Genomic DNA, 26,669 nt, shown 5'->3' with positions numbered 1-26,669 from the left:
TCAGCCGCGGGCGATCAGCGCCGCGTCGGCCTCGACCTTTTCGGCCGCCTTCTGGCGAATCAGCTTCTCGAGCTCTTCCACCAGGTTGTCGTTGGTCAGCTTCTGCGCAGGCTTGCCGTCGATGTAGATCAGGTTCGGCGTGCCGCCGGTAAGGCCCACGTGGGCTTCCTTGGCTTCGCCAGGGCCGTTGACCACGCAACCGATCACCGCCACGTCCAGCGGCACCAGCAGGTCTTCCAGGCGCCCTTCCAGCTCGTTCATGGTCTTCACCACATCGAAGTTCTGCCGCGAGCAGCTCGGGCAGGCGATGAAGTTGATGCCACGCGAGCGCAGGCGCAGGGACTTGAGGATGTCGTAGCCCACCTTGATCTCTTCCACCGGGTCGGCGGCCAGGGAGATGCGGATGGTGTCGCCGATGCCGTCGGCCAGCAGCATACCTAGGCCCACCGAGGATTTCACCGTGCCGGAGCGCAAACCGCCGGCCTCGGTGATGCCCAGGTGCAGCGGCTGGGAGATCTGGGTGGCGAGCAGGCGGTAGGCGGCGACGGCCATGAACACGTCGGAGGCCTTCACGCTGACCTTGAAGTCCTGGAAGTTCAGGCGCTCCAGGTGCTCAACGTGGCGCAGGGCGGACTCCACCAGTGCTTCGGGGGTGGGTTCGCCGTACTTCTTCTGCAGGTCCTTTTCCAGGGAACCGGCGTTCACGCCGATGCGGATCGGGATGCCACGGTCGCGGGCGGCATCGACCACGGCGCGCACACGGTCTTCACGACCGATGTTGCCTGGGTTGATACGCAGGCAGTCCACGCCCAGTTCGGCCACGCGCAAGGCGATCTTGTAGTCGAAGTGGATGTCGGCCACCAGGGGCACGCGCACCTGTTGCTTGATCTTGCCGAACGCCTCGGCGGCGTCCATGTCCGGCACCGAAACGCGCACGATGTCGGCGCCGGCGTCTTCCAGGCGACGGATCTGCGCCACGGTGGCCGCCACGTCGTTGGTGTCGGTGTTGGTCATGCTCTGTACCGCGATGGGGGCATCGCCACCCACCGGCACATTGCCGACCCAGATTTTACGGGATTCGCGACGCTTGATCGGGGATTCGCCATGCATGGTTTATTGCCCTACTTTCATGCGAGCAGTCTCGCCAGAGGTGAAAGGTGCAACGTCGACCGGCTGGCCGTTGAAGCTGACCTGCGCGCCACGGGCATAGCCCAGGCGCACGGCGAACGGCGGCTTGCCGTTCAGGTCGACGGTCTCGCCCTTGCGCTTGAGGGCGCTGAGCAGCACTTTGCCGTTGCCATCGGTGACCTGGGTCCAGCAGTCGGCGGTGAATTGCAGGTGCAGTTGGCCAGCGCCGGCCACCGGGGCCTGGGCTGCAGGCGCTACCGGGGCGGCGGCCACCGGGGCCACCGGGGCGGCCGGCTGGTGCACCAGGGCCGGGGTGTTCGTTGCAGCAGGTGCCGGCGCCGGCGCGGTGACGGCAGGCGCAGGTGCCACGGTAGGCGCGGCAGGCTGAACGCCGGCTGTCGCCGGGGCAGGCGCTTCGGCCGCAGCGGTTTCAGTTGCCTGGGCCTCGGTGGCAGGCTTCTGGGCCTCGGCCACGGCCTGGTCTTCCGGCTCGTCGATCGGGTGGATCTGGGTGGTGCCGTCGGCGCTTTCGACTTCGACATGCTCCATGGCAAGCCCGGCCTGGTCCTTGCCACGCTGGGCGGTCTGGTCCTGCCACCAGAAGAAGCCGCCGCCCACCACCAGCACCAACAGCAGCAGGCTCACGCCGCGCAGGATGTTGTGGGACAGGCGCACCGGTTCCTCGATGCGGCCCAGCGCATGCACTTCGCTGCCCTGGGCGTGGCTGCCGGTGGCCTGGTCGAAGGCCTGCACCAGCGGCGCCTGGTCCATGCCCAGCAGCTTGGCGTAGGCACGGATGTAACCGCGGGCAAAGGTATGCCCCGGCAGCTTGTCGAAGGCGCCGGCCTCCAGGTTGCCCAGCGAAGTGGCCGTGAGGTTGAGTTTCACGGCCACGTCGGCCAGCGACCAGCCTTTGCTCTCGCGGGCCTGGCGCAAGGTGTCACCAGGGTTCACGCGAGTCGCTGCTACAACTTCGGGATGCGCCGCTTTCATCATTGCTCCGACAGGTATTGCTGATATTCCGGCGTACCGGGATAGAGTCTTCTAAGTTGCAGGCCGAAACTGGCGGCCTTGTTCTTGTCCTGGAAAATCCGTGCCAGGCGCGTGCCCAGCAACAGGCTGCGGGCGTTCTGCTCGCTCAGCTGGCTGAAACGGTCGTAATAACCGCGCGCCGGCACATAATGCCTGTCTTCGTAAGACAACTCAGCCATTTCCAGCAATGCCTGGGGCTGATCGGCCTTCAACCGCAATGCCTTGTCAAACAATTGCACCGCCAGCGGCTTGTTGCCCATGGCCCGGGCGGTCAGGCCCAGGTTCTCGAACACCCGCGAGCGCTCAGGATACAGGGGATCGTCGGCGGCTTTCTCAAAGGTTTCGTAAGCTTCCTGATACCGCTTCTGCTCGTACAGGAAACCGCCGTAGTTGTTGAGGGTGCGGGCATCTTTCGGGCGGCTGGACAGCGCTTTCTTGAAATACTGCTCGGCCAGCTTGGGCTCAAGCTCAGCCTGGAACACCAGCCCCAGGGCGCCGTTGGCCTCGGGGTCGGAGCTGTCGATTTCCAGCGCCTGCTTGAGCGGCACCTTGGCCTGTTCGGCCTGGCCGGTCTGCAGGTAGCCGATACCCAGTTGGACCAGAGCCTTGCGCGCCTCTTCGCGTCCCTTGCTGGTTTCCATCGGGTTGACTTTACCCGTGGAAACGCAACCAACCAACAGGTTGAAGAACAATAGCAACAGCGCGGCGCGCACGGTCATGGAGATCCTCTCTCAGGGCCGGTTGTCGGCGTTCAGCGGCATATCGGCGTCGGCAGCCAGTTGGCGTACGGCGATATAGCGTTCGCTACGGCGGGTGCGGTCCATCACCTGCCCTACCAATTGACCACAGGCGGCGTCGATGTCTTCGCCGCGGGTAGTGCGCACCGTGACATTGAAACCGGCCTGGTGCAAATGATCCTGGAAACGCCGGATGGCGTTGTTGCTCGGACGCTCGTAACCGGAGTGCGGGAACGGGTTGAACGGGATCAGGTTGATCTTGCACGGTACGTTCTTGAGCAGCTCGACCATTTCCACCGCGTGCTCGAGCTTGTCGTTGACGTCCTTGAGCAGGGTGTACTCGATGGTCAGCACGCGCTTCTCGCCCAGTTGGGACATGTAGCGCTGGCACGACTCGAGCAGCATCTTGAGCGGGTATTTCTTGTTGATCGGCACCAGTTCGTTGCGCAGCGCGTCGTTCGGCGCGTGCAGCGACAGGGCCAGCGAGACGTCGATGTGATCGGCGAGCACGTCGATCATCGGCACCACGCCCGAGGTGGACAGGGTGACCCGGCGTTTGGAGATGCCATAGCCCAGGTCATCCATCATCAGCCGCATGGCGGCGATGACGTTGTCGAAGTTCAGCAGCGGCTCGCCCATGCCCATCATCACCACGTTGGTGATGGCGCGGTCGATGGTAGCCGGGACGCTGCCGAAGGATTTGTTGGCAATCCACACCTGGCCGATGACTTCGGCGGCGGTGAGGTTGCTGTTGAAGCCTTGCTTGCCGGTGGAGCAGAAACTGCAGTCCAGGGCGCAGCCCGCCTGGGACGAGACACACAAGGTGCCGCGCTTGCCCTGCGGGATGTACACGGTCTCGACGCAGCTGCCGGACGCCACGCGCACCACCCACTTGCGGGTGCCGTCGGTGGAGATGTCCTCGCTGACCACTTCGGGACCACGAATTTCGGCACAGGCCTTGAGCTTTTCGCGCAAGGCCTTGCCGACGTTCGTCATGGCGTCGAAATCATCGACACCAAAATGGTGAATCCACTTCATGACCTGACCGGCACGAAAGCGCTTCTCCCCGATCGAGTCGAAGAACTGTTCCATCTCTGGTTGGGTCAAGCCCAATAGGTTTGTCTTGCCAGTCATTACGGTCATGGTTTCACCTTCACTCGTTGGCCGTGGCTTAGCGAGTGGTTACTTCGGTAGCAGCGAAGAAGTACGAGATTTCGCGGGCAGCAGCGGCTTCGGAGTCCGAACCGTGAACAGCGTTGGCGTCGATGGAGTCAGCGAAGTCAGCACGGATGGTGCCGGCAGCAGCTTCTTTAGGGTTGGTGGCGCCCATCAGCTCACGGTTCAGAGCGATGGCGTTTTCGCCTTCCAGCACCTGTACAACGACAGGACCGGAGATCATGAAGGCAACCAGCTCGCCGAAGAAGCCACGAGCGCTGTGCTCAGCGTAGAAACCTTCAGCTTCGGCCTTGGACAGTTGCTTCAGTTTCGAGGCAACGACGCGCAGACCGGCTTTTTCGAAACGAGTGGTGATCTCGCCGATGACGTTCTTGGCAACAGCGTCAGGCTTGATGATGGAGAAAGTACGTTGAACAGCCATGGTGAAACTCCAGAAACAGTGATTGTTGCGAAAAATTAAACCCGCGAATTATACGCGGGTTCTGGGGTAATGCCTAACCTGCAAAGATGATCAGTCTATTTCGTCGGCCCAAAGGGTCTGGACCGCTTCCAGCACCTTCTCGCCTACCCGGCCAGAAGTGCTGTCGAAACCAGGCAAATCCTTGATCCATTGCTGCAGATCGACGAAATTCACCGAATACGGGTCAACGCCCGGCTTGGCTTCGGCCAATTCCTCTGCAATACGTTGTACATCATTCCAACCGTAGCTCATGACAGCTTCCCGATCAGTGCGGCGCTTCGGCCGCATGGTTAAGCGAATATTTCGGGATTTCGACCGTCAGGTCCTCGGTGCCCACCACGGCCTGGCACGCCAGGCGCGATTGCGCTTCCAGGCCCCAGGCCTTGTCCAGGTAATCTTCTTCCAGCTCGTCGGCCTCTTCCAGCGAATTGAAGCCTTCGCGGATGATGCAGTGACAGGTGGTGCAGGCGCACACGCCGCCGCAGGCGCTTTCGATCTCGATGTGATGATCGTGGGCCAGCTCAAGGATAGACGTGCCGGTGGCGGCCTCGACTACCAGGCCTTCCGGGCAAAACTTTTCGTGGGGCAGAAAAATGACCTGCGGCATCGTTATTCCTCAATCTCATTCAGGTTGCGCCCGGCCAACGCGGCTTTCACCGTCGAGTCGAGGCGGCGGGCCGCGAAGGCGTCGGTGACCTGCGACAGACGCTTGGTCTGCTGCTCAATGGCCGCGCCGTCGGTACCGCTCATCAATTCACGCAGTTCAGTCATCTGGTGCTCGATTGCCAGGCGCTCTTCGGCGTCCAGCAGGCGGTCGCCGTCGGCTTCCAGGGCGCCCTGCACCGCTTCCAGCAGGCGCTCGGCGTCTACCTGGTGCTCGCGCAGCTGGCGCGCGACCTTGTCGTCGCCGGCGTACTGGAACGAATCCTTGAGCATGCGGGCGATTTCGCCGTCGGTCAGGCCGTAGGACGGCTTGACCTGGATGCTGGCCTCAACGCCCGAGCCCAGCTCACGCGCGGAGACGCTGAGCAGGCCGTCGGCGTCGACCTGGAAGGTGACGCGGATTTTCGCCGCGCCCGCCACCATGGCCGGGATGCCACGCAATTCGAAGCGCGCCAGGGAGCGGCAGTCACTGATCAATTCACGCTCGCCTTGCAGCACGTGAATCATCATGGCCGACTGGCCGTCCTTATAGGTAGTGAAGTCCTGGCCACGGGCGACGGGAATGGTGGTATTGCGCGGAATCACCTTCTCCATCAGCCCGCCCATGGTTTCCAGGCCCAGGGACAGCGGAATCACGTCCAGCAGCAACAGCTCGGCGCCGTCACGCTTGTTGCCGGCCAGGGTGTCGGCCTGGATGGCGGCGCCAATGGCGACCACCTGGTCCGGGTCGATCTCGGTCAGCGGCTGGCGGCCGAACAGCTCGGCCACGGCCTCGCGCACGCGCGGCACACGGGTGGAACCGCCAACCATGACCACGGCGGCCACTTCGTCGATTTCCACGCCCGAGTCACGTACGGCGCGGCGGCAGGCCTTGAGGCTGCGGGCAACCATCGGCTCGATCAGGGCGTCGAACGCCTCGCGGCTCAGCTCGGCTTTCCACGCGCCATGCACCACCTCAACCGACGCGGCGTCAGTCAGGGCTTCCTTGGCGGCGCAGGCCACTTGCAGCAGCTGGCGCTGGGCGCCCGGGTCGAGGTCGGCGGACAGGCCCGCCTGCTGCACAATCCAGCTGGCGATGGCGTGGTCGAAGTCGTCGCCACCCAGGGCGCTGTCGCCACCGGTGGCCAGCACTTCGAAGACACCGCCGGTCAGGCGCAGGATGGAAATGTCGAAGGTACCGCCACCCAGGTCATAGATGGCCACCAGGCCCTCGGCATGCTGGTCCAGGCCATAGGCCACGGCGGCCGCGGTCGGCTCGTTGAGCAGGCGCAGCACGTTGAGGCCGGCCAGTTTGGCGGCGTCCTTGGTGGCCTGGCGCTGGGCGTCGTCGAAGTAGGCCGGCACGGTGATTACCGCGCCTACCAGCTCGCCACCCAGGGTGGCTTCAGCGCGCAGGCGCAGCACCTTGAGGATGTCGGCGGAGACTTCGACCGGGCTCTTGGCGCCCTGCACGGTGTCGATGAACGGCATGTGCGACTCACCACCGACGAAGCGGTACGGCAGCTGGTCGCCCAGCTGCTTGACGTCCGCCAGGCCGCGGCCCATCAGGCGCTTGACCGAAACGATGGTGTTGAGCGGGTCACTGGCGGCGGCAGCCTTGGCGCCGGCGCCCACTTCGACGCGGTCGGCGTGGTAGCGAACGGCGGACGGCAGAATGACCTGCCCCTGCGCGTCGGCCAGTGGCTCGGACAGGCCGCTGCGCAAGGCAGCGACCAGCGAATTGGTAGTGCCAAGGTCGATACCCACAGCCAGCTTGCGCTGGTGCGGTTGAGGACTCTGGCCGGGTTCGGCGATCTGCAGTAGGGCCATGCTTATCTGAATATCAGGCGTGCAGCCGTAGCAACACTGGGTTAATCGTCGAGGCGCTCTTCCAGCTGGCGCACTTCGTAGGACAGCTTGTCGAGGAACTGCATGCGCCGCATCAGGCGTTCGGCCTGTTCGCGTTGCGCTGCATCATCCCAACAGCCGGCGAAGCTTTCGTTCAACTGCTCGCTGGCAGCCTTCAGGCGCCGCTTGAACTGCGCCACACCGTCGAGGTCGGCACTGTCCTGCAGGTCTTCGAGCTCTTCGCGCCACTGCATCTGCTGCATCAGGAACTCAGGGTCGTGGACCGTGACTTCCTGGGGCACTTCGTGGCCACCGATGGCCAGCAGGTAGCGGGCACGCTTGGGCGAGCTCTTGAGCGTCTGGTAGGCCTCGTTCAGGCCCGCCGACTGCTCCAGTGCCAGGCGCTGCTCGCGCTCGCTACCATCGGCAAAGCGATCGGGGTGCACGGCGCGCGCCAACTCACGGTAGCGCGCGGCCAGCTGGTCGAGGTCCAGGCGGAAGCTCGGTTGCAGGTCAAACAAGGCGAAATGACAAGGAGTACCCACGACCGGCCTCAAACGTTGAAGCTTTCGCCGCAGCCACATTCACCGCGCACGTTGGGGTTGTTGAACTTGAAGCCTTCGTTCAAGCCTTCCTTGACGAAGTCCAGTTCGGTGCCGTCCAGGTACGCCAGGCTCTTGGGATCGATGATCACCTTTTCGCCGTGGCTTTCGAACACCTGGTCGTCTTCACCCAGCGCGTCAACGAATTCCAGCACATAGGCCAGGCCCGAGCAGCCGGTGGTACGGACGCCCAGGCGGATGCCCTCGCCCTTGCCGCGGCCGTCCAGGGAACGGCGGATATGCTTGGCAGCGGCTTCTGTCATGCTGATAGCCATCGAGACTCCTTACATCGTGCGATGCGTGCTGTTAGAGCAGACCTTTCTTCTGCTTGTAATCGTGAACGGCAGCCTTGATGGCGTCTTCGGCGAGTACGGAGCAGTGGATTTTCACCGGCGGCAGCGCCAGTTCTTCGGCCAGCTGGGTGTTGCTGATGGTGACCGCTTCGTCCAGCGACTTGCCCTTCATCCACTCGGTGGCCAGGGAGCTGGAGGCGATGGCGGAGCCACAGCCGTAGGTCTTGAACTTGGCGTCTTCGATGATGCCCTGCTCGTTGACCTTGATCTGCAGGCGCATGACGTCGCCGCAGGCTGGAGCGCCAACCATGCCGGTGCCCACGTCCGGGTCCTCGGCGTTCATCTTGCCGACGTTACGTGGGTTTTCGTAGTGGTCGATGACCTTTTCGCTGTAAGCCATGATTCTAAATCCTCACTCATCAGGGCCGCTCTGAAGGCCCTGTAGGTACGCCTGCGTTAACGCCACGTCTCTACAGGATCTGGATGGTGGCGGCTTCTTTTGTTTAGTGTGCCGCCCACTCGATCTTCGAGATGTCGACGCCGTCTTTGAACATATCCCACAGCGGCGACAGTTCGCGCAGCTTGGTCACGGCCTCGCAGACTTTCTGCGCGGCGTAGTCGATTTCTTCTTCGGTGCTGAAACGGCCGAAGGTGAAGCGGATCGAGCTGTGTGCCAGTTCGTCGTTGCGGCCCAGGGCGCGCAGCACGTAGGACGGCTCCAGGGAAGCCGAGGTGCAGGCCGAACCGGACGAGACGGCCAGGTCCTTGAGCGCCATGATCAGCGACTCGCCTTCGACGTAATTGAAGCTCAAATTCAGGTTGTGCGGCACGCGCGCAGTCAGGCTGCCGTTCACGTACAGCTCTTCCAGGTGCTCGACCTGCTTGAAGAAACGCTCGCTCAAGGCTTGCAGGCGGGCGTTCTCGCTGGCCATTTCCTGCTTGGCGATGGCGAAGGCCTCGCCCATGCCGACGATCTGGTGGGTCGCCAGGGTGCCCGAACGCATGCCGCGCTCGTGACCGCCGCCGTGCATGGTGGCTTCCAGGCGCACGCGCGGCTTGCGGCTGACGTACAGCGCGCCAATGCCCTTGGGGCCGTAGGTCTTGTGGGCCGAGAACGACATCAGGTCGACTTTCAGCTTGGTCAGGTCGATGTCGACCTTGCCGGTGGACTGGGCAGCGTCAACGTGGAACATCACGCCGCGCGAGCGGGTCAGCTCGCCAATGGCGGCGATGTCGTTGACGGTGCCGATTTCGTTGTTCACGTGCATCACCGACACCAGGATGGTGTCGTCGCGCAGCGCGGCTTCGATCATGGCCGGGGTGATCAGGCCGTCTTCCTGGGGGTCCAGGTAGGTGACTTCGAAGCCTTCACGCTCCAGCTGGCGCATGGTGTCCAGGACCGCCTTGTGCTCGATCTTGGAGGTGATCAGGTGCTTGCCCTTGGTGTGATAGAAGTGCGCGACACCCTTGATGGCCAGGTTGTCGGACTCGGTTGCACCGCTGGTCCAGACGATTTCACGCGGGTCGGCGCCGACCAGGTCAGCCACCTGGCGACGGGCGTTCTCGACCGCTTCCTCGGCTTTCCAGCCGAACACGTGGGAACGCGATGCCGGGTTGCCGAAGTTCCCCTCGTTGGTCAGGCATTCAATCATCTTTTGCGCTACACGCGGGTCGACCGGCGTGGTGGCGGAGTAATCGAGGTAAATCGGCAACTTCATTGAAATTCTCCTATCAGGCGGGCTAGCCACAGTCCCATCGTCATTCGACGAAGGACGTTTCGATCTTGTCCAGGCGCTGGCTCTTGGTGGTGTTGCAACGGCGCAGGTCCTGGCGCTGGGCGACCTCTTGCACTTCACGGCGAGTGACAAGGTCAGCCAGACTGATACCGCTCAAAAATTCATGAATCTGCTGGCTCAGGTCGCACCACAAGTGGTGCGTGAGGCACGTGTCGCCAGCATGACAATCACCCAATCCCTGGCAACGTGTTGCGTCGACCGATTCGTTGACGGCGTCGATGACCTGGGCCACCTGGATCCCCTGCATGTCACGGGACAGCTGGTAGCCACCCCCCGGCCCGCGCACGCTGGACACCAGGTTGCTGCGACGCAGCTTGGCGAACAGTTGCTCCAGGTACGACAGGGAGATGCCTTGGCGCTCGGAGATATCGGCCAATGAAACCGGCCCATGCTGCGCGTGCAATGCCAGGTCGAGCATGGCAGTGACGGCGTATCGGCCTTTAGTTGTCAGTCGCATGGCGAGTACCACGGTTACACGAAAAAGGGAGGAGCGGATGAGCTGTGAGTATGCAATTCCCGAGTATTTAAGTCAACTTTAAGACCTACCACTTTAGTCGGGAATAGCGGCAAAACGGGCGGCGTACTATAGCACGGGAATTCTGATTTGCCCGCTCCCGTGGGAGCTGGCTTGCCAGCGAGCTTTTTGCAACAACCAAAAGCTCGCTGGCAAGCCAGCTCCCACAGGCTCCCCCAAGCTTCAGCGAGCTTCGGCGGCAGGGACGTCGACTTCGCCCTTCACGCACTTGAAGTCTTCGTCGCGCAGCTCGGGCAGGTCCTTGGCGCAGTAGTCACTGCCCATGCGGGTCATCGCCCCGCACATGTCCTCCAGGCGCCCGTCGACGGCGTGCAGGTGGTCCAGCAGCTGGCCGATGGCGCGCGCCACCGGGTCGGGCATGTCCGCGGTCACGCCATAGGCCTCGAAGCCGATCTTCTCGGCCATGGCCTTGCGCTTGGCGTCCACGGCGTCATCGCCCTTGACGATGATGCGCCCCGGGATGCCCACGGCGGTGGCGCCGGCGGGCACCGGCTTGGTGACCACGGCGTTGGAGCCGATCTTGGCACCGGCCCCCACAGTGAACGGGCCCAGCACCTTGGCGCCCGCCCCTACCACCACGCCATCTTCCAGCGTGGGGTGGCGCTTGCCCTTGTTCCAGCTGGTACCACCCAGGGTCACGCCCTGGTACAGGGTGACGTCGTCGCCGATCTCGACGGTTTCGCCAATGACGATGCCCATGCCGTGGTCGATGAAGAACCGCCGGCCAATGCGTGCGCCCGGGTGAATCTCGATGCCGGTCATCCAGCGCCCGAAGTTGGAGACCATGCGCGCCAGCCACTTGAAGTCGGCCTTCCACAGCTTGTGCGCGCCACGGTGCAGCCAGATGGCGTGCATGCCGGGGTAGCTGGTCAGCACCTCGAAGGCATTGCGCGCCGCCGGGTCGCGATGGAATACGCTTTGAATGTCTTCACGCAAACGCTCGAACATGACTAATCCTTCCGCTTATGCGGCTCGCCACGGGCCACTTTCTGGGTCTCCGTGAGAATGCCGCGCAATATGTTCATTTCCGCCTTGGCAACCGAGCTGCGGCCGTACAGGCGGCGCAAACGCGCCATCAGGTGCCGGGGGCTCTGCGGGTCGAGGAAGCCGATCTCCACCAGGGTGTTCTCCAGGTGTTGGTAGAAACGCTCCATCTCGTCGCTGGTCGAGAGCTCTGCGCTCTTGACCGACGCCACTTCGACCTTCTCGGTCTTGGACGCCTGCCCTTCGGCTGCCAGCCAGGCCATACGCACTTCGTAGGCCAGGACCTGCACCGCCGCACCCAGGTTCAGCGAGCTGAAATCGGGGTTCGACGGGATATGCACGTGGAAATGACATCGCTGCAGCTCGTCGTTGGTGAGCCCGGCGTGTTCGCGACCGAACACCAGGGCCACCTCGCCACCCACCTGGGCGGCTTCTTCGACGCTTTTGCTGCCGCATTCGCGGGGGTCCAGCAACGGCCAGGGAATACGTCGCTCGCGGGCGCTGGTGCCCAGCACCATGGTGGTGCCCACCAGGGCCTCTTCCAGGGTGGCGACCACCTGGACGTTGTCCAGCACGTCATCGGCGCCCGAGGCGCGTGCGCTGGCTTCGTGGGACGGGAAATCCAGCGGGTCTACCAGCACCAGGCGCGACAGACCCATGTTCTTCATGGCGCGCGCAGCCCCGCCGATGTTGCCGGGGTGGCTGGTGTTGACCAGGACGACACGAATATTTTGCAGCAAGGCGAGCGCTCACAGACCGGGGGAAAGAAATGAAATCTTACCGAACAGATACCGCTTACGCTACGAATGCTGACTACCCTCTTCTGCAAACGTACTTTTCTGCTAGAATGTTCGGCTTTCTTTAACGACCTAGGTGAAACGTCCATGCAGCCCATGCTGAATATCGCGCTGCGCGCCGCCCGCAGCGCCAGTGAATTGATTTTCCGCTCCATCGAGCGCCTGGATACCATCAAGGTTGATGAAAAAGACGCGAAGGATTACGTCTCTGAAGTCGATCGTGCGGCCGAGCAAAAAATCATCGAAGCCCTGCGCAAGGCTTACCCGACCCACACCATCCGTGGTGAGGAAACCGGCCTGCACGCTGGCAGCGGCGAAGGCGCCGAATACGAGTGGATCATCGACCCACTGGATGGCACCACCAACTTCCTGCGCGGCATCCCGCACTTTGCCGTCAGCATTGCCTGCAAATACCGCGGCCGCCTGGAACACGCCGTGGTACTGGACCCGGTCCGCCAGGAAGAATTCACCGCCAGCCGTGGCCGTGGCGCCCAACTGAACGGCCGTCGCCTGCGCGTCAGCGGCCGCACCAGCCTGGACGGCGCCCTGCTGGGCACCGGCTTCCCGTTCCGTGACAACCAGATGGCTGACCTGGACAACTACCTGGGCATGTTCCGCGCCCTGGTCGGCCAGACCGCCGGCATCCGCCGCGCCGGCGCTGCCAGCCTGGACCTGGCCTACGTGGCCGCCGGCCGTTTCGACGCCTTCTGGGAGTCGGGCCTGAGCGATTGGGACATGGCCGCAGGCGCCCTGCTGATCCAGGAAGCTGGCGGCCTGGTGAGCGACTTCACCGGTGGTCACGACTTCCTGGAGAAGGGCCACATCGTTGCCGGCAACATCAAGTGCTTCAAGGCAGTACTGACGGCCATCCAGCCGCACCTGCCGCCTTCGATCAAGCGCTAAGCTTTTTCGCCAGGCAATAAAAAAGCACCCTTCGGGGTGCTTTTTTATTGCCTGAATAATCACCGACACCTTGTAGCCGCTGCCGCCAGGCTGCGCTGGCCCTTGTGAACACTGGAGATCTCCAGCGAGGCCCAGGGCCAGCGCAGCCTTCGGCAGCGGCTACGCATGCGGAGGCGCCTTTACTGCTGGGTCAGCACCAGCTGGCCGTCCTTGCTCACCGGGATCTTGGAGCCCGGGTCACGGTCCATCTTCACCTGGCCGACCTGGCCATTGAGCTGGTACTTCACGTTGTAGCCAACCACCTTGTTGCTGATGTCGTTGACCGTGTTGCAGCGGCTTTCGGTGGTGGTGTAGGTATCACCGTTCTGCATGTGTTCCTGCACCTTGTTGCCCGCGTAGCCACCGCCCACGGCGCCCGCCACGGTAGCCAGGGTCTTGCCCTTGCCGCCACCCACCAGGTGGCCCAGCAGGCCACCGCCCACGGCGCCGATCACGGTACCGGCCACCTGGTGCTGGTCCTGCACGGCCCGGCGATGGGTTACCGCCACGTCATGACACTCCTTGCGGGGCGTCTTGATCTCTTGATTGATAGGGTCTACAGCCAGAACTTCTGCGTACTCTGGGCCACTTTTCACGAGGCTGTAGGTCGCGACAGCACCACCGGCAGTCACACCGACAGCACCCAACACTGCACCAACCAGCAACGATTTGTTCACTTGAACCTCCTGACCTTCTTATACGGATCAAAGTCCGCGCTTCTCCCAGCCTTGGAGCACAAAAAAAGGCGCGAGTTCAAAACTCGCGCCTTTTCAGGGGATTAAGTGACGGCGATCACATTACGGGCGATCGTCGACCTTGTCCTTGGTGACCGGGGCAATCAGGTCGTCGCTGTTCAGGTTCAGCCAGATCAGCACCACGTTGGCGATGTAGATCGAGGAGTAGGTACCCGCCAGCACGCCGATGAACAGCGCGATGGAGAAGCCGAACAGGTTGTCGCCGCCGAAGAACAGCAGCGCGGCGATGGCCAGCAACGTCGAGATCGAGGTCGCCAGGGTACGCAGCAGGGTCTGGGTGGTCGAGACGTTGATGTTCTCGATCAGCGAGGCCTTGCGCAGCACGCGGAAGTTCTCGCGCACCCGGTCGAATACCACGATGGTGTCGTTCAGCGAGTAGCCGATGATGGCCAGCACCGCCGCCAGCACCGTCAGGTCGAAGGTGATCTGGAAGAACGACAGGATACCCATGGTCACGACCACGTCGTGCACCAGGGAAGCGATAGCGCCTACGGCGAATTTCCACTGGAAGCGGAACGCCAGGTAGATCAACACGCCGCCCAGGGCCATGAGCATGCCCAGGCCACCCTGGTCACGCAGCTCTTCACCCACCTGCGGGCCGACGAACTCGGTGCGGGTAACCTTGGCCGGGTTGTCGCCGCCCACCTTGGCCAGCGCCTCAGCTACCTGGGCGCCCAGCTTGGGGTCGTCGCCCGGCATGCGCACCAGCAGGTCGGTGGTGTCACCGAAGTTCTGCACGATGGCTTCGTGGTAGCCAGCGGCTACCAGTTCGCTACGCACCTGGGTCAGGTCGGCCGGCTTCTGGTAGTTCAGCTCGATCAGCGTACCGCCAGTGAAGTCCAGGCCGAAGTTGAGGCCCTTGTGGAACCAGCTGAACAGCGCCAATGCCGTGAGGAACAGTGTCAAGGCGAACGCAATATTGCGAACGCCCATGAAGTTGATGGTACGTTTCATGGCAGCCCCTTAAATCCACAACTTCTTGAAGTCACGACCGCCGTAGATCAGGTTGACCATTGCGCGGGTCACCATGATGGCTGTGAACATCGAGGTAAAGATACCCAGGGACATGGTCACGGCGAAGCCTTTCACCGGGCCGGTGCCCATGGCGAAAAGAATGCCGCCTACCAGCAACGTGGTCAGGTTGGCGTCGACGATCGCGGTGAACGCGCGGCCGAAACCTTCGTTGATCGCGCGCTGCACGGTCATCCCGGCGGCGATTTCCTCACGAATACGCGAGAAGATCAGCACGTTGGCGTCCACCGCCATACCCATGGTCAACACGATACCGGCAATACCCGGCAGCGTCAGGGTGGCACCCAGCACCGACATCAGCGCCAGCAGCACGACCATGTTCAAGGCCAGTGCCACGGTGGCGATCAGGCCGAAGAAGCGGTAGATGGCCATGATGAACAGCGACACGAACAGCATGCCCCACAGGGACGCATGGATACCCTTGGTGATGTTGTCGGCACCCAGGCTCGGGCCAATGGTGCGCTCTTCAGCGAAGTACATCGGTGCAGCCAGGCCACCGGCACGCAGCAGCAGGGCCAGTTCCGACGACTCACCCTGGCCGTTCAGGCCGGTGATGCGGAATTGGCTGCCCAGCGGCGACTGGATGGTTGCCAGGCTGATGATTTTCTTCTCTTCGGCGAAGTCCTGCACGGCCACGTCTTTCTCGACGCCGTCGACAGTCTGCTTCTCGTAGCGGGTGAACGGCTTCTGCTCGATGAAGATCACCGCCATGCTGCGGCCGACGTTGCTGCGCGTGGCGCGGCTCATCAGGTCGCCACCATGGCCATCCAGCTTGATGTTCACCTGCGGCTGGCCGTGCTCGTCGAAGCTGGCCGAGGCGTCGGTCACCTGGTCACCGGTGATGATCAGGCTGCGCTCGACTGCGGCTGGCGGACGGCTGCCATCACGGAACTCGAAAGTCTCGGTGGTGGCGCGGGAATCATCCGGGCCTGCGCCCAGGCGGAATTCCAGGCTGGCAGTCTTGCCCAGGATGCGCTTGGCTTCGGCAGTGTCCTGCACGCCTGGCAGCTCGACCACGATGCGGTTGGCACCCTGGCGCTGTACCAGCGGCTCGGCCACGCCCAGCTCGTTGACACGGTTACGCACGGTGGTCAGGTTCTGCTTGATCGAGTATTCGCGAATCTCGGCCAGCTTCGCTGGTGTCAGCGTCAGCGACAGCACCTGCAGTTCGCCACGGGTAGTGGCGGCCACGTCGAAATCGGTGTAGTTCTTGCGGATCAGGGCCTGCGCCTGGGCCAGGGAATCGGCATCGCTGAAGCCCAGCTGAATCGCACTGTTCTGCTGTGGCATGCTGCGGTAGCGGATCTTTTCCTTGCGCAGCTCGGTCTTGACGTCGCCTTCGTAGATCTTCAGGCGGGCATCAATAGCCTTGTCCATGTCCACGGCCAGCAGGAAGTGCACGCCACCGGACAAGTCCAGACCCAGCTTCATGGGGTGCGCGCCAATGTTGCGCAGCCACTGCGGCGTGGTCGCCGCCAGGTTCAGCGCAACCACGTAGTCGTCGCCCAGGGCCTTGCGGACCACGTCCTTGGCAGGCAACTGGTCATCACGCTTGGCCAGACGCAACAAACCGCCCTTGCCATTCTCGGCCAGCGTTGCCGCCTTGACCTCGATACCGGCATCGGTCAGCGCCTTGGCGCTGCGGTCCAGATCAGCCTGGGTGACTTGCAGGGCGGAACTTGCGCCCGAGACCTGGATGGCCGCGTCATCAGGATAGAGATTGGGTGCGGAATAAATAAAACCGACCGCCAGCACCGCCAGGATCAGTAGGTATTTCCACAGAGGGTATTTGTTCAGCATCACGCCGCCCGTTCAAGACGCGGGGCGCCTTGCGCGCCCCGTCGATTGGTAAAAGTCTGAAGCTTAGATCGCTTTGAGCGTGCCTTTCGGCAGGGTCGCGGCAATGGCGCCCTTCTGGATTTTCAGCTCTACGGTGTCCGAAACCTCGATTACCACGAAGTCGTCGGTCACTTTGTTGATCTTGCCGGCGATACCACCGGTGGTCACAACTTCGTCACCTTTCTGCAGGTTGCCCAGCAGGTTTTTCTGCTCTTTGGCACGCTTGGCCTGTGGGCGCCAGATCATCAGGTAGAAGATGACCAGGAAACCAACCAGGAAAATCCACTCGAAGCCGCCGCCCATAGGGCCTGCCGCTGCCGGCGCACCAGCGTCGGCCAAAGCATCAGAGATAAAAAAGCTCATTTAGCACTCCAGTTGCAAAATTGTTGACTCAAAGGGTCACGAACTCAGTCCAAAGGCGGCGTGGCAAGCCCGCGTTTGGCATAGAAGGCATCGACAAAGGCGGCCAATGTACCTTGTTGAATAGCCTCGCGCAAACCAGCCATCAGCACCTGGTAATGACGCAAATTGTGGATCGTATTCAACATGCTCCCCAGCATTTCGCCGCACTTGTCCAAATGGTGCAGGTAAGCACGGGAGAAGTTCTGGCAGGTGTAGCAGTCGCAGGTCGGGTCCAGCGGCGAATCATCATGGCGATGGAACGCGTTGCGGATCTTCAGCACGCCGGTGTCGATGAACAGATGCCCGTTGCGGGCATTGCGGGTTGGCATCACGCAATCGAACATGTCCACACCGCGGCGCACACCCTCCACCAGATCTTCCGGCTTGCCAACACCCATAAGGTAACGAGGTTTGTCAGCGGGCATCTGGCCTGGCAGGTAGTCCAGCACCTTGATCATTTCGTGCTTGGGCTCGCCCACCGACAGGCCGCCGATGGCCAGGCCGTCGAAGCCGATCTTGTCCAGGCCTTCCAGCGAGCGCATGCGCAGGTTCTGGTGCATGCCGCCCTGGACGATGCCGAACAGCGCCGCAGTGTTGTCGCCATGGGCGTTCTTCGAGCGCTGGGCCCAGCGCAGCGACAGCTCCATGGACACGCGCGCCACGTCTTCGTCGGCCGGGTACGGGGTGCATTCGTCGAAGATCATCACCACGTCGGAGCCCAGGTCGCGCTGCACCTGCATCGACTCTTCGGGGCCCATGAACACTTTGGAGCCGTCCACCGGCGAGGCGAAGGTCACGCCCTCTTCCTTGATCTTGCGCATGGCGCCCAGGCTGAACACCTGGAAACCACCCGAGTCAGTGAGGATCGGGCCCTGCCACTTCATGAAATCGTGCAGGTCGCCGTGGGCCTTGATCACTTCCATGCCCGGGCGCAGCCACAGGTGGAAGGTGTTGCCCAGGATCATGTGCGCGCCGATGGCCTCGATGTCACGCGGCAGCATGCCCTTCACCGTGCCATAGGTGCCCACCGGCATGAACGCCGGGGTTTCCACCACGCCACGGGGGAAGGTCAGGCGGCCACGACGGGCCTTGCCGTCGGTGGCCAGCAGTTCGAACGACATACGACAGGTGCGACTCATGCGTGATCCCCTGGCGCCGCTTCGCTTGGACCGCGGGGCGCCGGATTGCGGGTGATGAACATGGCATCACCGTAACTGAAGAAGCGGTAACCGTTGGCCACGGCAGCCTGGTAGGCGGCCATGGTCTCGGGATAACCGGCGAAGGCCGACACCAGCATCAACAGCGTGGATTCCGGCAAATGGAAATTGGTCACCAGGCAATCGACCACATGGAACGGCCGGCCCGGGAAAATGAAGATATCGGTGTCACCGCTGAACGGCTTCAACACACCGTCGCGCGCCGCGCTTTCCAGCGAGCGCACGCTGGTGGTGCCCACGGCCACCACACGGCCACCACGGGCCTTGCAGGCGTTTACCGCGTCCACCACCTCCTGGCTCACCTCCAGCCACTCTTTATGCATGTGGTGATCTTCGATCTTTTCCACACGCACCGGCTGGAAGGTGCCGGCGCCCACGTGCAAGGTCACGAAGGCGCTTTCCACGCCCTTGGCCTTGATCTGCGCCAGCAGCCCTTCGTCGAAGTGCAGGCCGGCAGTAGGCGCCGCCACCGCACCGGCACGCTCGGCGTACACGGTCTGGTAGCGCTCGCGGTCGGCGCCTTCGTCGGGGCGGTCTATATAAGGTGGCAGCGGCATGTGGCCGACGCGGTCCAGCAGCGGCAGCACTTCTTCGTTGAAGCGCAGCTCGAACAGCGCATCGTGGCGCGCGACCATCTCGGCCTCACCACCACCGTCGATGAGAATCATCGAGCCCGGCTTGGGCGACTTGCTGGAACGCACGTGCGCCAGCACCGAGTGCCTGTCCAGCACGCGCTCCACCAGGATCTCCAGCTTGCCGCCGGAGGCCTTCTGGCCGAACACACGGGCAGGAATGACCCGGGTGTTATTGAACACCATCAGGTCGCCGGGGCGCAGGTGCTCCAGCAAATCAGTGAACTGACGGTGGGCCAGCGCACCGCTGGGCCCGTCCAGGGTCAACAAACGACTGCCATGACGCTCGGCCAGCGGGTGGCGTGCAATCAGGGAATCGGGAAGCTCGAAGGAAAAATCGGCGACGCGCATGATGGAGTTCGGTTCGACAGGGCCGCAAAGTTTAGCCCAAAACGCACAAATTGACCACGCAGGAGAGTTGACCAACGGTCGAGGCCTCTCTATACTCCGCGGCCATTGAGCCCTGATGGCGGAATTGGTAGACGCGGCGGATTCAAAATCCGTTTTCGAAAGGAGTGGGAGTTCGAGTCTCCCTCGGGGCACCAAGATTCAAATCCCTTCTACCGGGGATTGCAGCAGAGAAACCGACCTTGAGTCGGTTTTTTTGTGCCTGGGATTTGGTTGGGCCTGACATTCCCCCGCAAATCTCGAACCGTTGGCAATTCCCCACAACCGCTTGCCGTGCACACAAGGCCGGCAACGCCGATCCCACAGGCCATGGCACGTTGCAACAAATGTAGATGCTGCCGCCAGGCTGCGTCGCGCCGCGCGGGCGGCGCTCGATCTCAAGAGCGCCAGAAAAACCAAGGCATGCGCCTTTGCGCCCTGATGCGGTTGCACGTCAGGCACATCGGGTGTTCTTCGCAGGTTCCAGCCAGAGATTGCGTCACGGCCCCCAGGTGCTAGCCGGTATTATTTTGCCGCTCTTGAGATCCAGCGCCGCCCGCGCGGCGCGACGCAGCCTTGCGGCAGCATCTACATTTGTTGCAACGTGCCATGGCCTGATGGATGGCGTCGCCAGCCTTGTTTGCCCGCTTTAGATAGATATTGTCCTTCCGCTCCCTACACGCTACCCTTCCGCCGTCGCTAACCAGCGACACGGACTTGGCGGTCCGTTCAGAACGCGCAACACCCCCAATCCTCACCCAGGCGGCTAACCCCTGCCCGGATGCAGATCTATGGCGGGTTGCGCAGGGACTTGTTCGCAAGTGCCGGTTCGTTCTGTCCGGTCCGCCAACCTTGTGCAATCCGTCACCCAAACCTGCTTGGCGGCAGGCGGTGCCGGTCTAACCTACAGAACGGATACTACCCAATGACCGATCCAACCCCGCACCAAACCCAAGGCCAAACCACCTTTGCCCCTTGCGGCCCCACCGCCACCCCACTGTTCACCGTCAACCCCGACGTCCCGCTCGTGGATGCGCTGGCCCACAGCGCCAACCTGCAACTCATCGCCAACCAACTGATGACAGACGCCGCCATGGGCGACGACGGTCCTCACCTGGCGTGGGCAGCGGCTTATTTGGGAGAGATGGCACAGGCAATCGTGCATGACCTGACGATACCGGTGGCATACAGCAACGCAGGCTGATTGCGTTGTGACGCTGGGCTGGATTAGCAGCTGGTTCGGCGTTTTTAGATCGGGTGGGTTTGGAGTTTTCTGCGTCTCCAGCACGCTGCGCTGGTTCCCACATTCCCCGCAACCTCGCGCCGAACACACAAGGCTGGCAACGCCGATCCCACAGGCCATGGCACGGTGCAGCAAATGTAGATGCTGCCGCCAGGCTGCGTCGCGCCGCGCGGGCGGCGCTCGTTCTTGAGAGCGACAGAAAAACCAAGGCATGCGCCTTCGCGCCCTGATGCGGTTGCACGTCAGGCACATCGGGCGTTCTTCGCAGGTTACGGCCAGAGATTGCGTCACGACCACCAAGTGCTAGCCGGTGCTGTTTTGCCGCTCTTGAAATCGAGCGCCGCCCGCGCGGCGCGACGCAGCCTGGCGGCAGCATCTACATTTGTTGCAACGTGCCATGGCCTGATGGAGAGGTGTTGTCAGCCTTCCTTGCCCGCTCGGAAATGATGAATAGGCGGAGCAGACACCCACTCCGTCGCATCTTTGACAAAACCTATTGACGACGCATTTGGTAACACCTTAAATGTCCCTATCAGGCATCAATCGTTCCCCCGTTTCTGCACAGTCTTGCAGGCCTGAAGCGAAGCCAATCCGGCTTCCACATTCCCTTCAAACATGTGAACACCTGCGCCTACGTCGCCCTTGGCGGTAGCGTGCCCCACCGTTTTCAACGCCAACCTGCCAATCACGGGGTCCCATGCCCCTGCGCAGCGTTTGCGACTTGCCCCACCTTCGTCAACCCGGGCCAGGCTTACGGGTTAATCGCCCACTGACATGCCTCCCCCTTCCCGGGGCGCGTGTGGTTGCTTCTATAAAGGAACTTCCCATGACAGTCATCGACGCGCCAATCCCGGCCCAGGAAAAAAGCGTGAATCGGCTTGCCTACCTCGATTCCCTCCGGGGCATTGCTGCAGTCCTGGTCGTCATCACCCACCTGTGGCTGCCTTCCCTAGGGGCGTGGTCGCTGCCTGACCACTTCCTGCTCGACATCGGCAAGATGGGGGTCATCTGGTTCTTCCTGCTCAGCGGGGTGGTCATCCCGTTCAGCCTGCACCCCGGCCCTGGCGGGGCCCGGCGCTTTATTGTGTCGCGTGGGCTGCGGCTGTACCCCACCTACTGGCTATCGATGGCGGTGTTCGTCGCCATGCTGGCGCTGACCGGCGCGGAGTTGCCGAGCGGCCGCGCCATCATGGCCAACCTGACCATGCTGCAGTCAGCTTTCGGCTACGACGACGTGGTGGGGCTGTACTGGACACTGTTCATCGAGTGGGTGTTCTACGCCCTGTGCCTGGGCCTGATGCTGATGAGCAGGCTCCACGATACGGCGTTCCGCGCCCTCTGCGCGCTGGGGCTGCTGCTGGTTGCGCTGGCCATGGGCATGGCGCGCATGCTGCTTCACCGCAAGTTGCCGGTCGCCCTGCCGCTGGGGCTTTCATTGATGCTGTTCGGCTCGATCTGGCGCGACTGGATACTGGGCCAGGCCACCGCCACCACCAAACGCTGCGCTGTTGCGCTGCTGGGCGCCTACTGCGTGCTGCTGCCGCCGACCTTCTACGCGGCCTACGGCTTCGACACCGGCTTGGGTGAGTACTGGCTGCGTTACCTGTTCACCTATGCCCTGGCCATCGGCAGCTTCCTGGTGCTGACCCAGCGCGTGCGCCTACAGCAGCCTCTGCTGCTGTGGTTGGGCACCCGCAGTTATTCACTGTACCTGCTGCACCCCAGCATGGCGTTGCTGGCGGGTTACTGGCTGGGCAGTGCCAAGCCGTCGCTTTTGCTGGCACTCGTGGCTACCGGCCTTGCGTTCCTGGCAGCCCATGTGAGCTACCACTACGTCGAGTGGCCCTTCATGCAGTTGGGCAAACGCCTCAACGGCAAAGCGCGTGCGCCCATGCCGTTCATTCCTGAGTTGCAGGTGCCTCAGGAAACCAGCAATCGATCATGATTGGAGTTGCAGCAGAGAAACCGGCCCTGAGTCGGTTTTTTTGTGCCTGGGGTTTGGCCGGAGCGCTCTACCGTCCGCGTAGCAACTGGGTCGGCGCCTTGAAGGGCTCCGCGGCACTCCAGCCTCCCGACACAATCACATACGTACTATAGCCGTACGTCGTTTGACGCCGCCCCCGACCTGCCACTACCATACAACCTGTACGTCAGTTGTACGTACCGGACGCACTTGCAGTCAAACGCCTCCGATCGTAGATGCCACCCCCCAAGGAAGGAATCACCAGGAACCCCCACCCGGGGTGTTGTTCCCGAGAAATCAGATGTAAGCACCACAGGACATGCATCAACTTATAGTCAATACCCCCGAGGAACAGCACGATGTCTTTTTCAGCAGAGACACTTAAAGGTGCAAAAACCGCCAGGCTCGATCTGAAAACCACAGAGTTTGCGAAGGAATTCATCCGCAAGGCTGCTGCGATTTCCGGTTTGGACATGACGTCTTTCATCCTGGCATCCGCTTTCGAAAAAGCCGAAGCCGTCATGGAGACCTACCAACGCATTGAGCTTTCGGAAAAAGCCTTCGCCCGCGCCCATGAGTTAAATCAACAAAGCGCAGAAGCCCCAAAGCCCCACGAGAATCTGGTAAAACTTTTCAGGAGCAGAAATGAGCGATCCGGACCTGACCTACGCCCAGGTAAATCTGAATGAGGGTTTGGACACTGTAACTCTGCCGAAAACGTTTAACTGTGGAGACTCCGTCCTCGACAAATACGTGACTTCGGGAAACCTGAAGAGGGCTATCAAGGCAGAGAACCTGCATGCTACCGGCCTATTTGACGAGTCCCAGACGCTCATCGGCTTCATGACGCTGGGTTTCGCCTTACTCGACAAAGCGCGGGTAAAAACGTTCTTAAGGTCCAATCAACCTCCACAGCTTCCCGTCGCGAAAATAATCATGATTGCCGTGGACTCACGCTATCAAGGCCGTGGGCTTGGCACCGACTTGATGCTCGAGGCATTTACCAAGGCTGTCTCAGTGCACCGGACGATTCCCTTGAAGGGTGTCTATCTGGATGCCGCGCCCGGTAAAGCAACCTTCTATTCCGAGATGTTCGGGTTCACCGCCCTGGAGGAGCCTTCCACTGCCACCAGTACCCCGATGTATATCCCTATCCAAGACATCATAGCTGCGCTATGCGAGGGCTGATTCTGATTGCCAATACCTCGACCGCTGCGCCGCCTCGTCCAACACAGGCTACGGCATGAGCGTACTGCACATTATTGAGCCCCCATCACCCCATTCGCCTCCCGAAACCCAAGCGCCTCATCAGCAAACTCAAACGTCCCGCCATCCCTCACCTCCCGCGCCGCCCGCAACAACGCCCCCAGCGCCGCCCGGGCAAACGAGCTGCCCAGGCTGACCCTGCGCACCCCTGCCCCTTCCAGCTCGCGGGCAGTGAGTTTCGACCCCGCCAGCCCCATCACCACGTTCACCGGCTTGCCCAGCGCCGCGCACACCTGGCGAATGGCCTCGAGGTTGGGCAACGACGGCGCGAACAGCACGTCGGCGCCAGCCCGTTCAAAGGCCACCAGGCGGTGGATGGTGTCGTCCAGGTCCGGGCGACCCTGGCTGAAGTTTTCCGCGCGGGCCACGAAGGTGAACGGGAACGGCAGGCTGCGTGCAGCTTCGACGCCGGCGATTACCCGTTCCAGGGCGTGGTTGAAGTCGTAGATGGGCGCGGCGGCGTTGCCGCTGGCATCTTCGATGGAGCCGCCCACCAGGCCGATGTCGCCGGCCATGCGGATGGTGGCGGCAACAGCTTCAGGGCTGTCGCCGAAGCCGTTTTCCAGGTCGGCGCTAACCGGTAGACGGGTGGCCTGGACGATGGCCTGGGCGTTGGCCAAGGTTTCGGCGCGCGACACGGCTCCTTCGCCATCGCGGCGGCCGAGGCTGAAGGCCAGGCCGGCGCTGGTGGTGGCCAGGGCCTGGTAACCCAGTGATTCGAGGATTTTCGCGCTGCCGGCGTCCCAGGCGTTAGGCAGGATGAAGAGCTTGGGCTGGGCGTGCAGGGCCTGGAAGGCCAGGGCTTTGTCGAGGGTTTGCATGAGAAGCCTCGCCAATAGTGGAGAGGTTTAAGTTGTAGCAGATCGCGAAGAGTACGACGTTTTCTGGTGTTGCCGATGGCCAGCGCAGCCTGCCGGCAGCGGCTACACCGAGAGGCCACTCACTGCGCGCGCACCGGCTCCCCACCCGCGCACGTCCAGTCCACCAGACGAATGCTGTCGCGGCCGCCGCGCTTGGACTCGTACAGCGCCGCATCGCCCAGTTCGATCAAGGCCGTCAGGCTGGCCGGCGGCTGGTCGAACAGGTTGGCGCCAATGCTCAGCGTCACCGCTTCAGGGGTGGCGAAGGCCTCTGCGGCGGCGCTGTGGAAGCGATCGCGCAGGGCACTGCCCAGCTCGACGATGGCGTCGCGCGAGGCGTTGCTCACCAGGATCACGAACTCGTCGCCGCCCAGCCGCGCGGCCAGGGCGTGCTCGGGCAGCACCGCGCGGATCATCTCGCTCAGGGCAATCAGCAAGCGGTCCCCGGCGGTGTGGCCGTGCAGGTCGTTGACCAGCTTGAAATTGTCGATGTCGATCAGCAGCAAGGCGCCAGGCCGCGCGCTGGACACGTCCTGCAGCAAGCGCGGCGCCCGCTGTTCCAGGGCGCGACGGTTGTACAGGGCGGTGAGCGGGTCGCGGGCGGCCAGGCGGGCGATGTGCTGCTCGCGGCGGTAGCGCTCGGTGCCGGTCATGGACAGGGCAATCAGCATGATCGCCATGGCGCCTTCCACCAGGGATATCTGGATGATTTCGCCGCGGAAGGCCGCCAGGTCGATCAGGGTGCCGGGGATGACCACCGACAGCGCCTTGGCAAAGTAGAACAGGCCGTGCAGCAACAGCACGTAGCGCAGCTGCACGGCGCCCACGCTGAGGGACTTGCCGTGGGGGCGCAGCAGGAAGCTGGCGCGCAGGGTGACCAGGCCGATCATGCTCGATTGCGTGGCCATCATCGCCTTTGACCACCAGGGCCCGTCGGGCAGGAACAGCATGCCCAGCCAGATGGCGATGATCAGGTACCAGGCCTTGGACAGCCGCGCCTCGGTGAAACGCGCCACGCCCAGCAGGAACAGCCAGTGGGCGGTCACCAGCAGGCCGTTGGCGAACCAGATGCCCACCACCAGCAGGCCGCTGCCGCGCAGCAGGGCCAGGGTGGAGCCAACGGTGATGATGGCGAAACCGGCGCTCCACTGCAGCAGCGACGGCGAGCGCACGCTGGCCCACTCCACCGCCAGGTACAGCGCGGCAGCGGCAGCCAGGGCGATGGTGATCGTCAACATTGTGGGTGGGTCGAGCGCCATGTTCTGACAAGGCCTGTGCGGGTCATTTGCGATGAGCGGATTGTAAGCGTTCGGGCCGGATTTTCGGAGAGCCTGGTCAAGTTTTCGGATGACGGCCTTCTGCGACACGCTGTCGCCTGTGCCATCGGCGGCGCGGGCGGAATCTTTATTGATCGGGCGGGTAATTTTCGGCGGTTGCGGGCAGGCGGTGAGCGCTGGTGGCTGGTGGCACTACCCAGGCTCGGTTAGTCAATCCAGCGCAGATAACTCGCGCAAAACCTCGGGGTGCAGGCTGGCAACGCGAAGCAACGTCTGCGCCGCCCCGGTTGGCTGACCGCGACCTTGCTCCCAATCCTGCAAGGTACGCAGGCTCACACCGAGCAGCTTGGCAAAAACGCTTTGGGAAACGCCAACCCGCGAACGGGCCTCAGCCGCACGGGACAACGCCACAGGGGTGATTCGTGCTGCGTGGCCTGCCTTCATCTGGCGAACCGAGGTCAGCAAATCACGCTGGAACTGTTCCATCTCAGCGTCCATTGGGTACCTCGTGTTTGAGTCGCTTGAGCAACGAGGCAGGCAGCCTACGCAAAGCCGTACAACCCAACAATACCCAGACTATTTCCGTATATGAACAGAAGCGCAAATCGCACCCAACAAAAAACCCGCCGAAGCGGGTTTCGTGTTTTGGCCCATTCAACTCCCTGTCGAAGTGAATCCTTTCGTGGCCTGTCATCCTGACGCCGGGCAACTCCTTTGCCTCAGCTGTTGGACGTAGATTAAGGCCACGGGCGGGTTTCCCATAGAGGCGATTGGAAGCACGGCGTGTAAGACATTGGCTATTACACTATAGGCTCCGTCGCACC

Annotated in this window: 29 protein-coding genes and 1 tRNA gene; 6 read left to right on the top strand and 24 right to left on the bottom strand. The window is 62.5% G+C overall.

The window, feature by feature from the left end; translation table 11 throughout:
* From ispG to trmJ, 15 genes are all read right to left on the bottom strand, one after another.
* Window positions 1-1,110: a flavodoxin-dependent (E)-4-hydroxy-3-methylbut-2-enyl-diphosphate synthase gene (ispG, locus tag RAM80_RS23080; protein WP_416422730.1), complete on the bottom strand. Its 1,110-nt coding sequence runs from the start codon at window positions 1,108-1,110 to the stop codon at window positions 1-3.
* 3 nt (window positions 1,111-1,113) lie between these two features.
* Window positions 1,114-2,121: a helix-turn-helix domain-containing protein gene (locus RAM80_RS23075; RefSeq protein WP_416422729.1), complete on the bottom strand. Its 1,008-nt coding sequence runs from the start codon at window positions 2,119-2,121 to the stop codon at window positions 1,114-1,116.
* A complete protein-coding gene (pilW, locus tag RAM80_RS23070; RefSeq protein WP_416422728.1) occupies window positions 2,121-2,879 on the bottom strand; it encodes a type IV pilus biogenesis/stability protein PilW in 759 nt (252 codons plus the stop codon). Before pilW ends, RAM80_RS23075 begins: the two co-directional genes overlap by 1 nt.
* Before the next feature lie 12 nt (window positions 2,880-2,891).
* The gene (gene rlmN / locus RAM80_RS23065) at window positions 2,892-4,040 is read right to left on the bottom strand and encodes a 23S rRNA (adenine(2503)-C(2))-methyltransferase RlmN (protein ID WP_416422727.1); all 1,149 of its coding nucleotides are present in this window, start codon (window positions 4,038-4,040) and stop codon (window positions 2,892-2,894) included.
* 28 nt (window positions 4,041-4,068) lie between these two features.
* Entirely contained in the window at window positions 4,069-4,494 is a 426-nt protein-coding gene (gene ndk / locus RAM80_RS23060) for a nucleoside-diphosphate kinase (RefSeq protein WP_008366138.1), read from the bottom strand.
* Between the two features lie 90 nt (window positions 4,495-4,584).
* Window positions 4,585-4,785, bottom strand: a complete 201-nt coding sequence (iscX, locus tag RAM80_RS23055; RefSeq protein WP_416422726.1) for a Fe-S cluster assembly protein IscX — start codon at window positions 4,783-4,785, stop codon at window positions 4,585-4,587.
* A 13-nt stretch (window positions 4,786-4,798) separates the two neighbouring features.
* A complete protein-coding gene (gene fdx / locus RAM80_RS23050; protein ID WP_416422725.1) occupies window positions 4,799-5,140 on the bottom strand; it encodes an ISC system 2Fe-2S type ferredoxin in 342 nt (113 codons plus the stop codon).
* Between the two features lie 2 nt (window positions 5,141-5,142).
* Complete coding sequence (gene hscA, locus RAM80_RS23045; protein ID WP_416422724.1) at window positions 5,143-7,005, bottom strand: Fe-S protein assembly chaperone HscA; 1,863 nt, start codon at window positions 7,003-7,005, stop codon at window positions 5,143-5,145.
* A 41-nt stretch (window positions 7,006-7,046) separates the two neighbouring features.
* Complete coding sequence (hscB, locus tag RAM80_RS23040) at window positions 7,047-7,568, bottom strand: co-chaperone HscB (RefSeq protein WP_416422723.1); 522 nt, start codon at window positions 7,566-7,568, stop codon at window positions 7,047-7,049.
* Between the two features lie 8 nt (window positions 7,569-7,576).
* Complete coding sequence (gene iscA, locus RAM80_RS23035) at window positions 7,577-7,900, bottom strand: iron-sulfur cluster assembly protein IscA (protein WP_416422722.1); 324 nt, start codon at window positions 7,898-7,900, stop codon at window positions 7,577-7,579.
* 31 nt (window positions 7,901-7,931) lie between these two features.
* Entirely contained in the window at window positions 7,932-8,318 is a 387-nt protein-coding gene (gene iscU, locus RAM80_RS23030) for a Fe-S cluster assembly scaffold IscU (protein WP_027978943.1), read from the bottom strand.
* Window positions 8,319-8,421: 103 nt separating this feature from the next.
* Window positions 8,422-9,636, bottom strand: coding sequence for an IscS subfamily cysteine desulfurase (locus tag RAM80_RS23025; RefSeq protein WP_416422721.1), 1,215 nt, complete (start codon window positions 9,634-9,636; stop codon window positions 8,422-8,424).
* 40 nt (window positions 9,637-9,676) lie between these two features.
* Window positions 9,677-10,171, bottom strand: coding sequence for a Fe-S cluster assembly transcriptional regulator IscR (iscR, locus tag RAM80_RS23020; protein ID WP_416422720.1), 495 nt, complete (start codon window positions 10,169-10,171; stop codon window positions 9,677-9,679).
* A gap of 240 nt (window positions 10,172-10,411) precedes the next feature.
* The gene (gene cysE / locus RAM80_RS23015; protein ID WP_416422719.1) at window positions 10,412-11,197 is read right to left on the bottom strand and encodes a serine O-acetyltransferase; all 786 of its coding nucleotides are present in this window, start codon (window positions 11,195-11,197) and stop codon (window positions 10,412-10,414) included.
* A 2-nt stretch (window positions 11,198-11,199) separates the two neighbouring features.
* A complete protein-coding gene (gene trmJ, locus RAM80_RS23010; protein WP_416422718.1) occupies window positions 11,200-11,973 on the bottom strand; it encodes a tRNA (cytosine(32)/uridine(32)-2'-O)-methyltransferase TrmJ in 774 nt (257 codons plus the stop codon).
* A gap of 144 nt (window positions 11,974-12,117) precedes the next feature.
* Between trmJ and suhB the strand changes: the two genes are divergently transcribed.
* Window positions 12,118-12,933 (top strand): inositol-phosphate phosphatase, encoded by an 816-nt coding sequence (suhB, locus tag RAM80_RS23005; RefSeq protein WP_416422717.1) that lies wholly within the window; start codon window positions 12,118-12,120, stop codon window positions 12,931-12,933.
* Between the two features lie 179 nt (window positions 12,934-13,112).
* On the opposite strand, the gene RAM80_RS23000 is transcribed toward suhB, so the two are convergent.
* From RAM80_RS23000 to queA, 6 genes are all read right to left on the bottom strand, one after another.
* On the bottom strand, window positions 13,113-13,649 hold the full coding sequence (locus tag RAM80_RS23000; protein ID WP_416422716.1) for a glycine zipper 2TM domain-containing protein: 537 nt from the start codon (window positions 13,647-13,649) through the stop codon (window positions 13,113-13,115).
* A 120-nt stretch (window positions 13,650-13,769) separates the two neighbouring features.
* The gene (secF, locus tag RAM80_RS22995) at window positions 13,770-14,681 is read right to left on the bottom strand and encodes a protein translocase subunit SecF (protein ID WP_416422715.1); all 912 of its coding nucleotides are present in this window, start codon (window positions 14,679-14,681) and stop codon (window positions 13,770-13,772) included.
* A 9-nt stretch (window positions 14,682-14,690) separates the two neighbouring features.
* Window positions 14,691-16,559, bottom strand: a complete 1,869-nt coding sequence (secD, locus tag RAM80_RS22990) for a protein translocase subunit SecD (RefSeq protein WP_416422714.1) — start codon at window positions 16,557-16,559, stop codon at window positions 14,691-14,693.
* A 63-nt stretch (window positions 16,560-16,622) separates the two neighbouring features.
* The gene (yajC, locus tag RAM80_RS22985; RefSeq protein WP_008366112.1) at window positions 16,623-16,961 is read right to left on the bottom strand and encodes a preprotein translocase subunit YajC; all 339 of its coding nucleotides are present in this window, start codon (window positions 16,959-16,961) and stop codon (window positions 16,623-16,625) included.
* Window positions 16,962-17,005: 44 nt separating this feature from the next.
* On the bottom strand, window positions 17,006-18,121 hold the full coding sequence (gene tgt, locus RAM80_RS22980) for a tRNA guanosine(34) transglycosylase Tgt (RefSeq protein WP_416427543.1): 1,116 nt from the start codon (window positions 18,119-18,121) through the stop codon (window positions 17,006-17,008).
* Between the two features lie 14 nt (window positions 18,122-18,135).
* Window positions 18,136-19,200 carry a tRNA preQ1(34) S-adenosylmethionine ribosyltransferase-isomerase QueA gene (gene queA / locus RAM80_RS22975; RefSeq protein WP_416422713.1) on the bottom strand — a complete coding sequence of 355 codons (1,065 nt, stop codon included), beginning with the start codon at window positions 19,198-19,200 and terminating at the stop codon, window positions 18,136-18,138.
* A gap of 109 nt (window positions 19,201-19,309) precedes the next feature.
* On the opposite strand from queA, the gene RAM80_RS22970 reads away from it, so the two are divergent.
* The 5 genes from RAM80_RS22970 (at window position 19,310) to RAM80_RS22950 (ending at window position 23,630) form a co-directional block, all read left to right on the top strand.
* Window positions 19,310-19,394, top strand: a tRNA-Leu gene (locus RAM80_RS22970).
* 767 nt (window positions 19,395-20,161) lie between these two features.
* Window positions 20,162-20,440 (top strand): DUF3077 domain-containing protein, encoded by a 279-nt coding sequence (locus RAM80_RS22965; RefSeq protein WP_416422712.1) that lies wholly within the window; start codon window positions 20,162-20,164, stop codon window positions 20,438-20,440.
* Window positions 20,441-21,305: 865 nt separating this feature from the next.
* On the top strand, window positions 21,306-22,424 hold the full coding sequence (locus RAM80_RS22960; RefSeq protein WP_416422711.1) for an acyltransferase family protein: 1,119 nt from the start codon (window positions 21,306-21,308) through the stop codon (window positions 22,422-22,424).
* A gap of 377 nt (window positions 22,425-22,801) precedes the next feature.
* On the top strand, window positions 22,802-23,131 hold the full coding sequence (locus RAM80_RS22955; RefSeq protein WP_416422710.1) for a DUF1778 domain-containing protein: 330 nt from the start codon (window positions 22,802-22,804) through the stop codon (window positions 23,129-23,131).
* Window positions 23,088-23,630: a GNAT family N-acetyltransferase gene (locus RAM80_RS22950; protein ID WP_416422709.1), complete on the top strand. Its 543-nt coding sequence runs from the start codon at window positions 23,088-23,090 to the stop codon at window positions 23,628-23,630. The genes RAM80_RS22955 and RAM80_RS22950 overlap by 44 nt, the downstream gene beginning before the upstream one ends.
* A 71-nt stretch (window positions 23,631-23,701) precedes the next feature.
* Here RAM80_RS22950 and RAM80_RS22945 read toward each other — a convergent pair whose 3' ends face one another.
* From RAM80_RS22945 to RAM80_RS22935, 3 genes are all read right to left on the bottom strand, one after another.
* Complete coding sequence (locus RAM80_RS22945; protein ID WP_416422708.1) at window positions 23,702-24,529, bottom strand: isocitrate lyase/PEP mutase family protein; 828 nt, start codon at window positions 24,527-24,529, stop codon at window positions 23,702-23,704.
* A 119-nt stretch (window positions 24,530-24,648) separates the two neighbouring features.
* Complete coding sequence (locus RAM80_RS22940) at window positions 24,649-25,827, bottom strand: GGDEF domain-containing protein (protein WP_416422707.1); 1,179 nt, start codon at window positions 25,825-25,827, stop codon at window positions 24,649-24,651.
* 228 nt (window positions 25,828-26,055) lie between these two features.
* Complete coding sequence (locus RAM80_RS22935) at window positions 26,056-26,343, bottom strand: helix-turn-helix domain-containing protein (RefSeq protein WP_416422706.1); 288 nt, start codon at window positions 26,341-26,343, stop codon at window positions 26,056-26,058.
* Window positions 26,344-26,669: the final 326 nt, after the last annotated feature.

This window comes from Pseudomonas sp. App30 (assembly GCF_047947025.1).
Lineage (GTDB): Bacteria > Pseudomonadota > Gammaproteobacteria > Pseudomonadales > Pseudomonadaceae > Aquipseudomonas.
The sequence above is the reverse complement of the archived record's forward strand: the minus strand, read 5'-3'. Positions and strand labels throughout refer to the sequence as shown.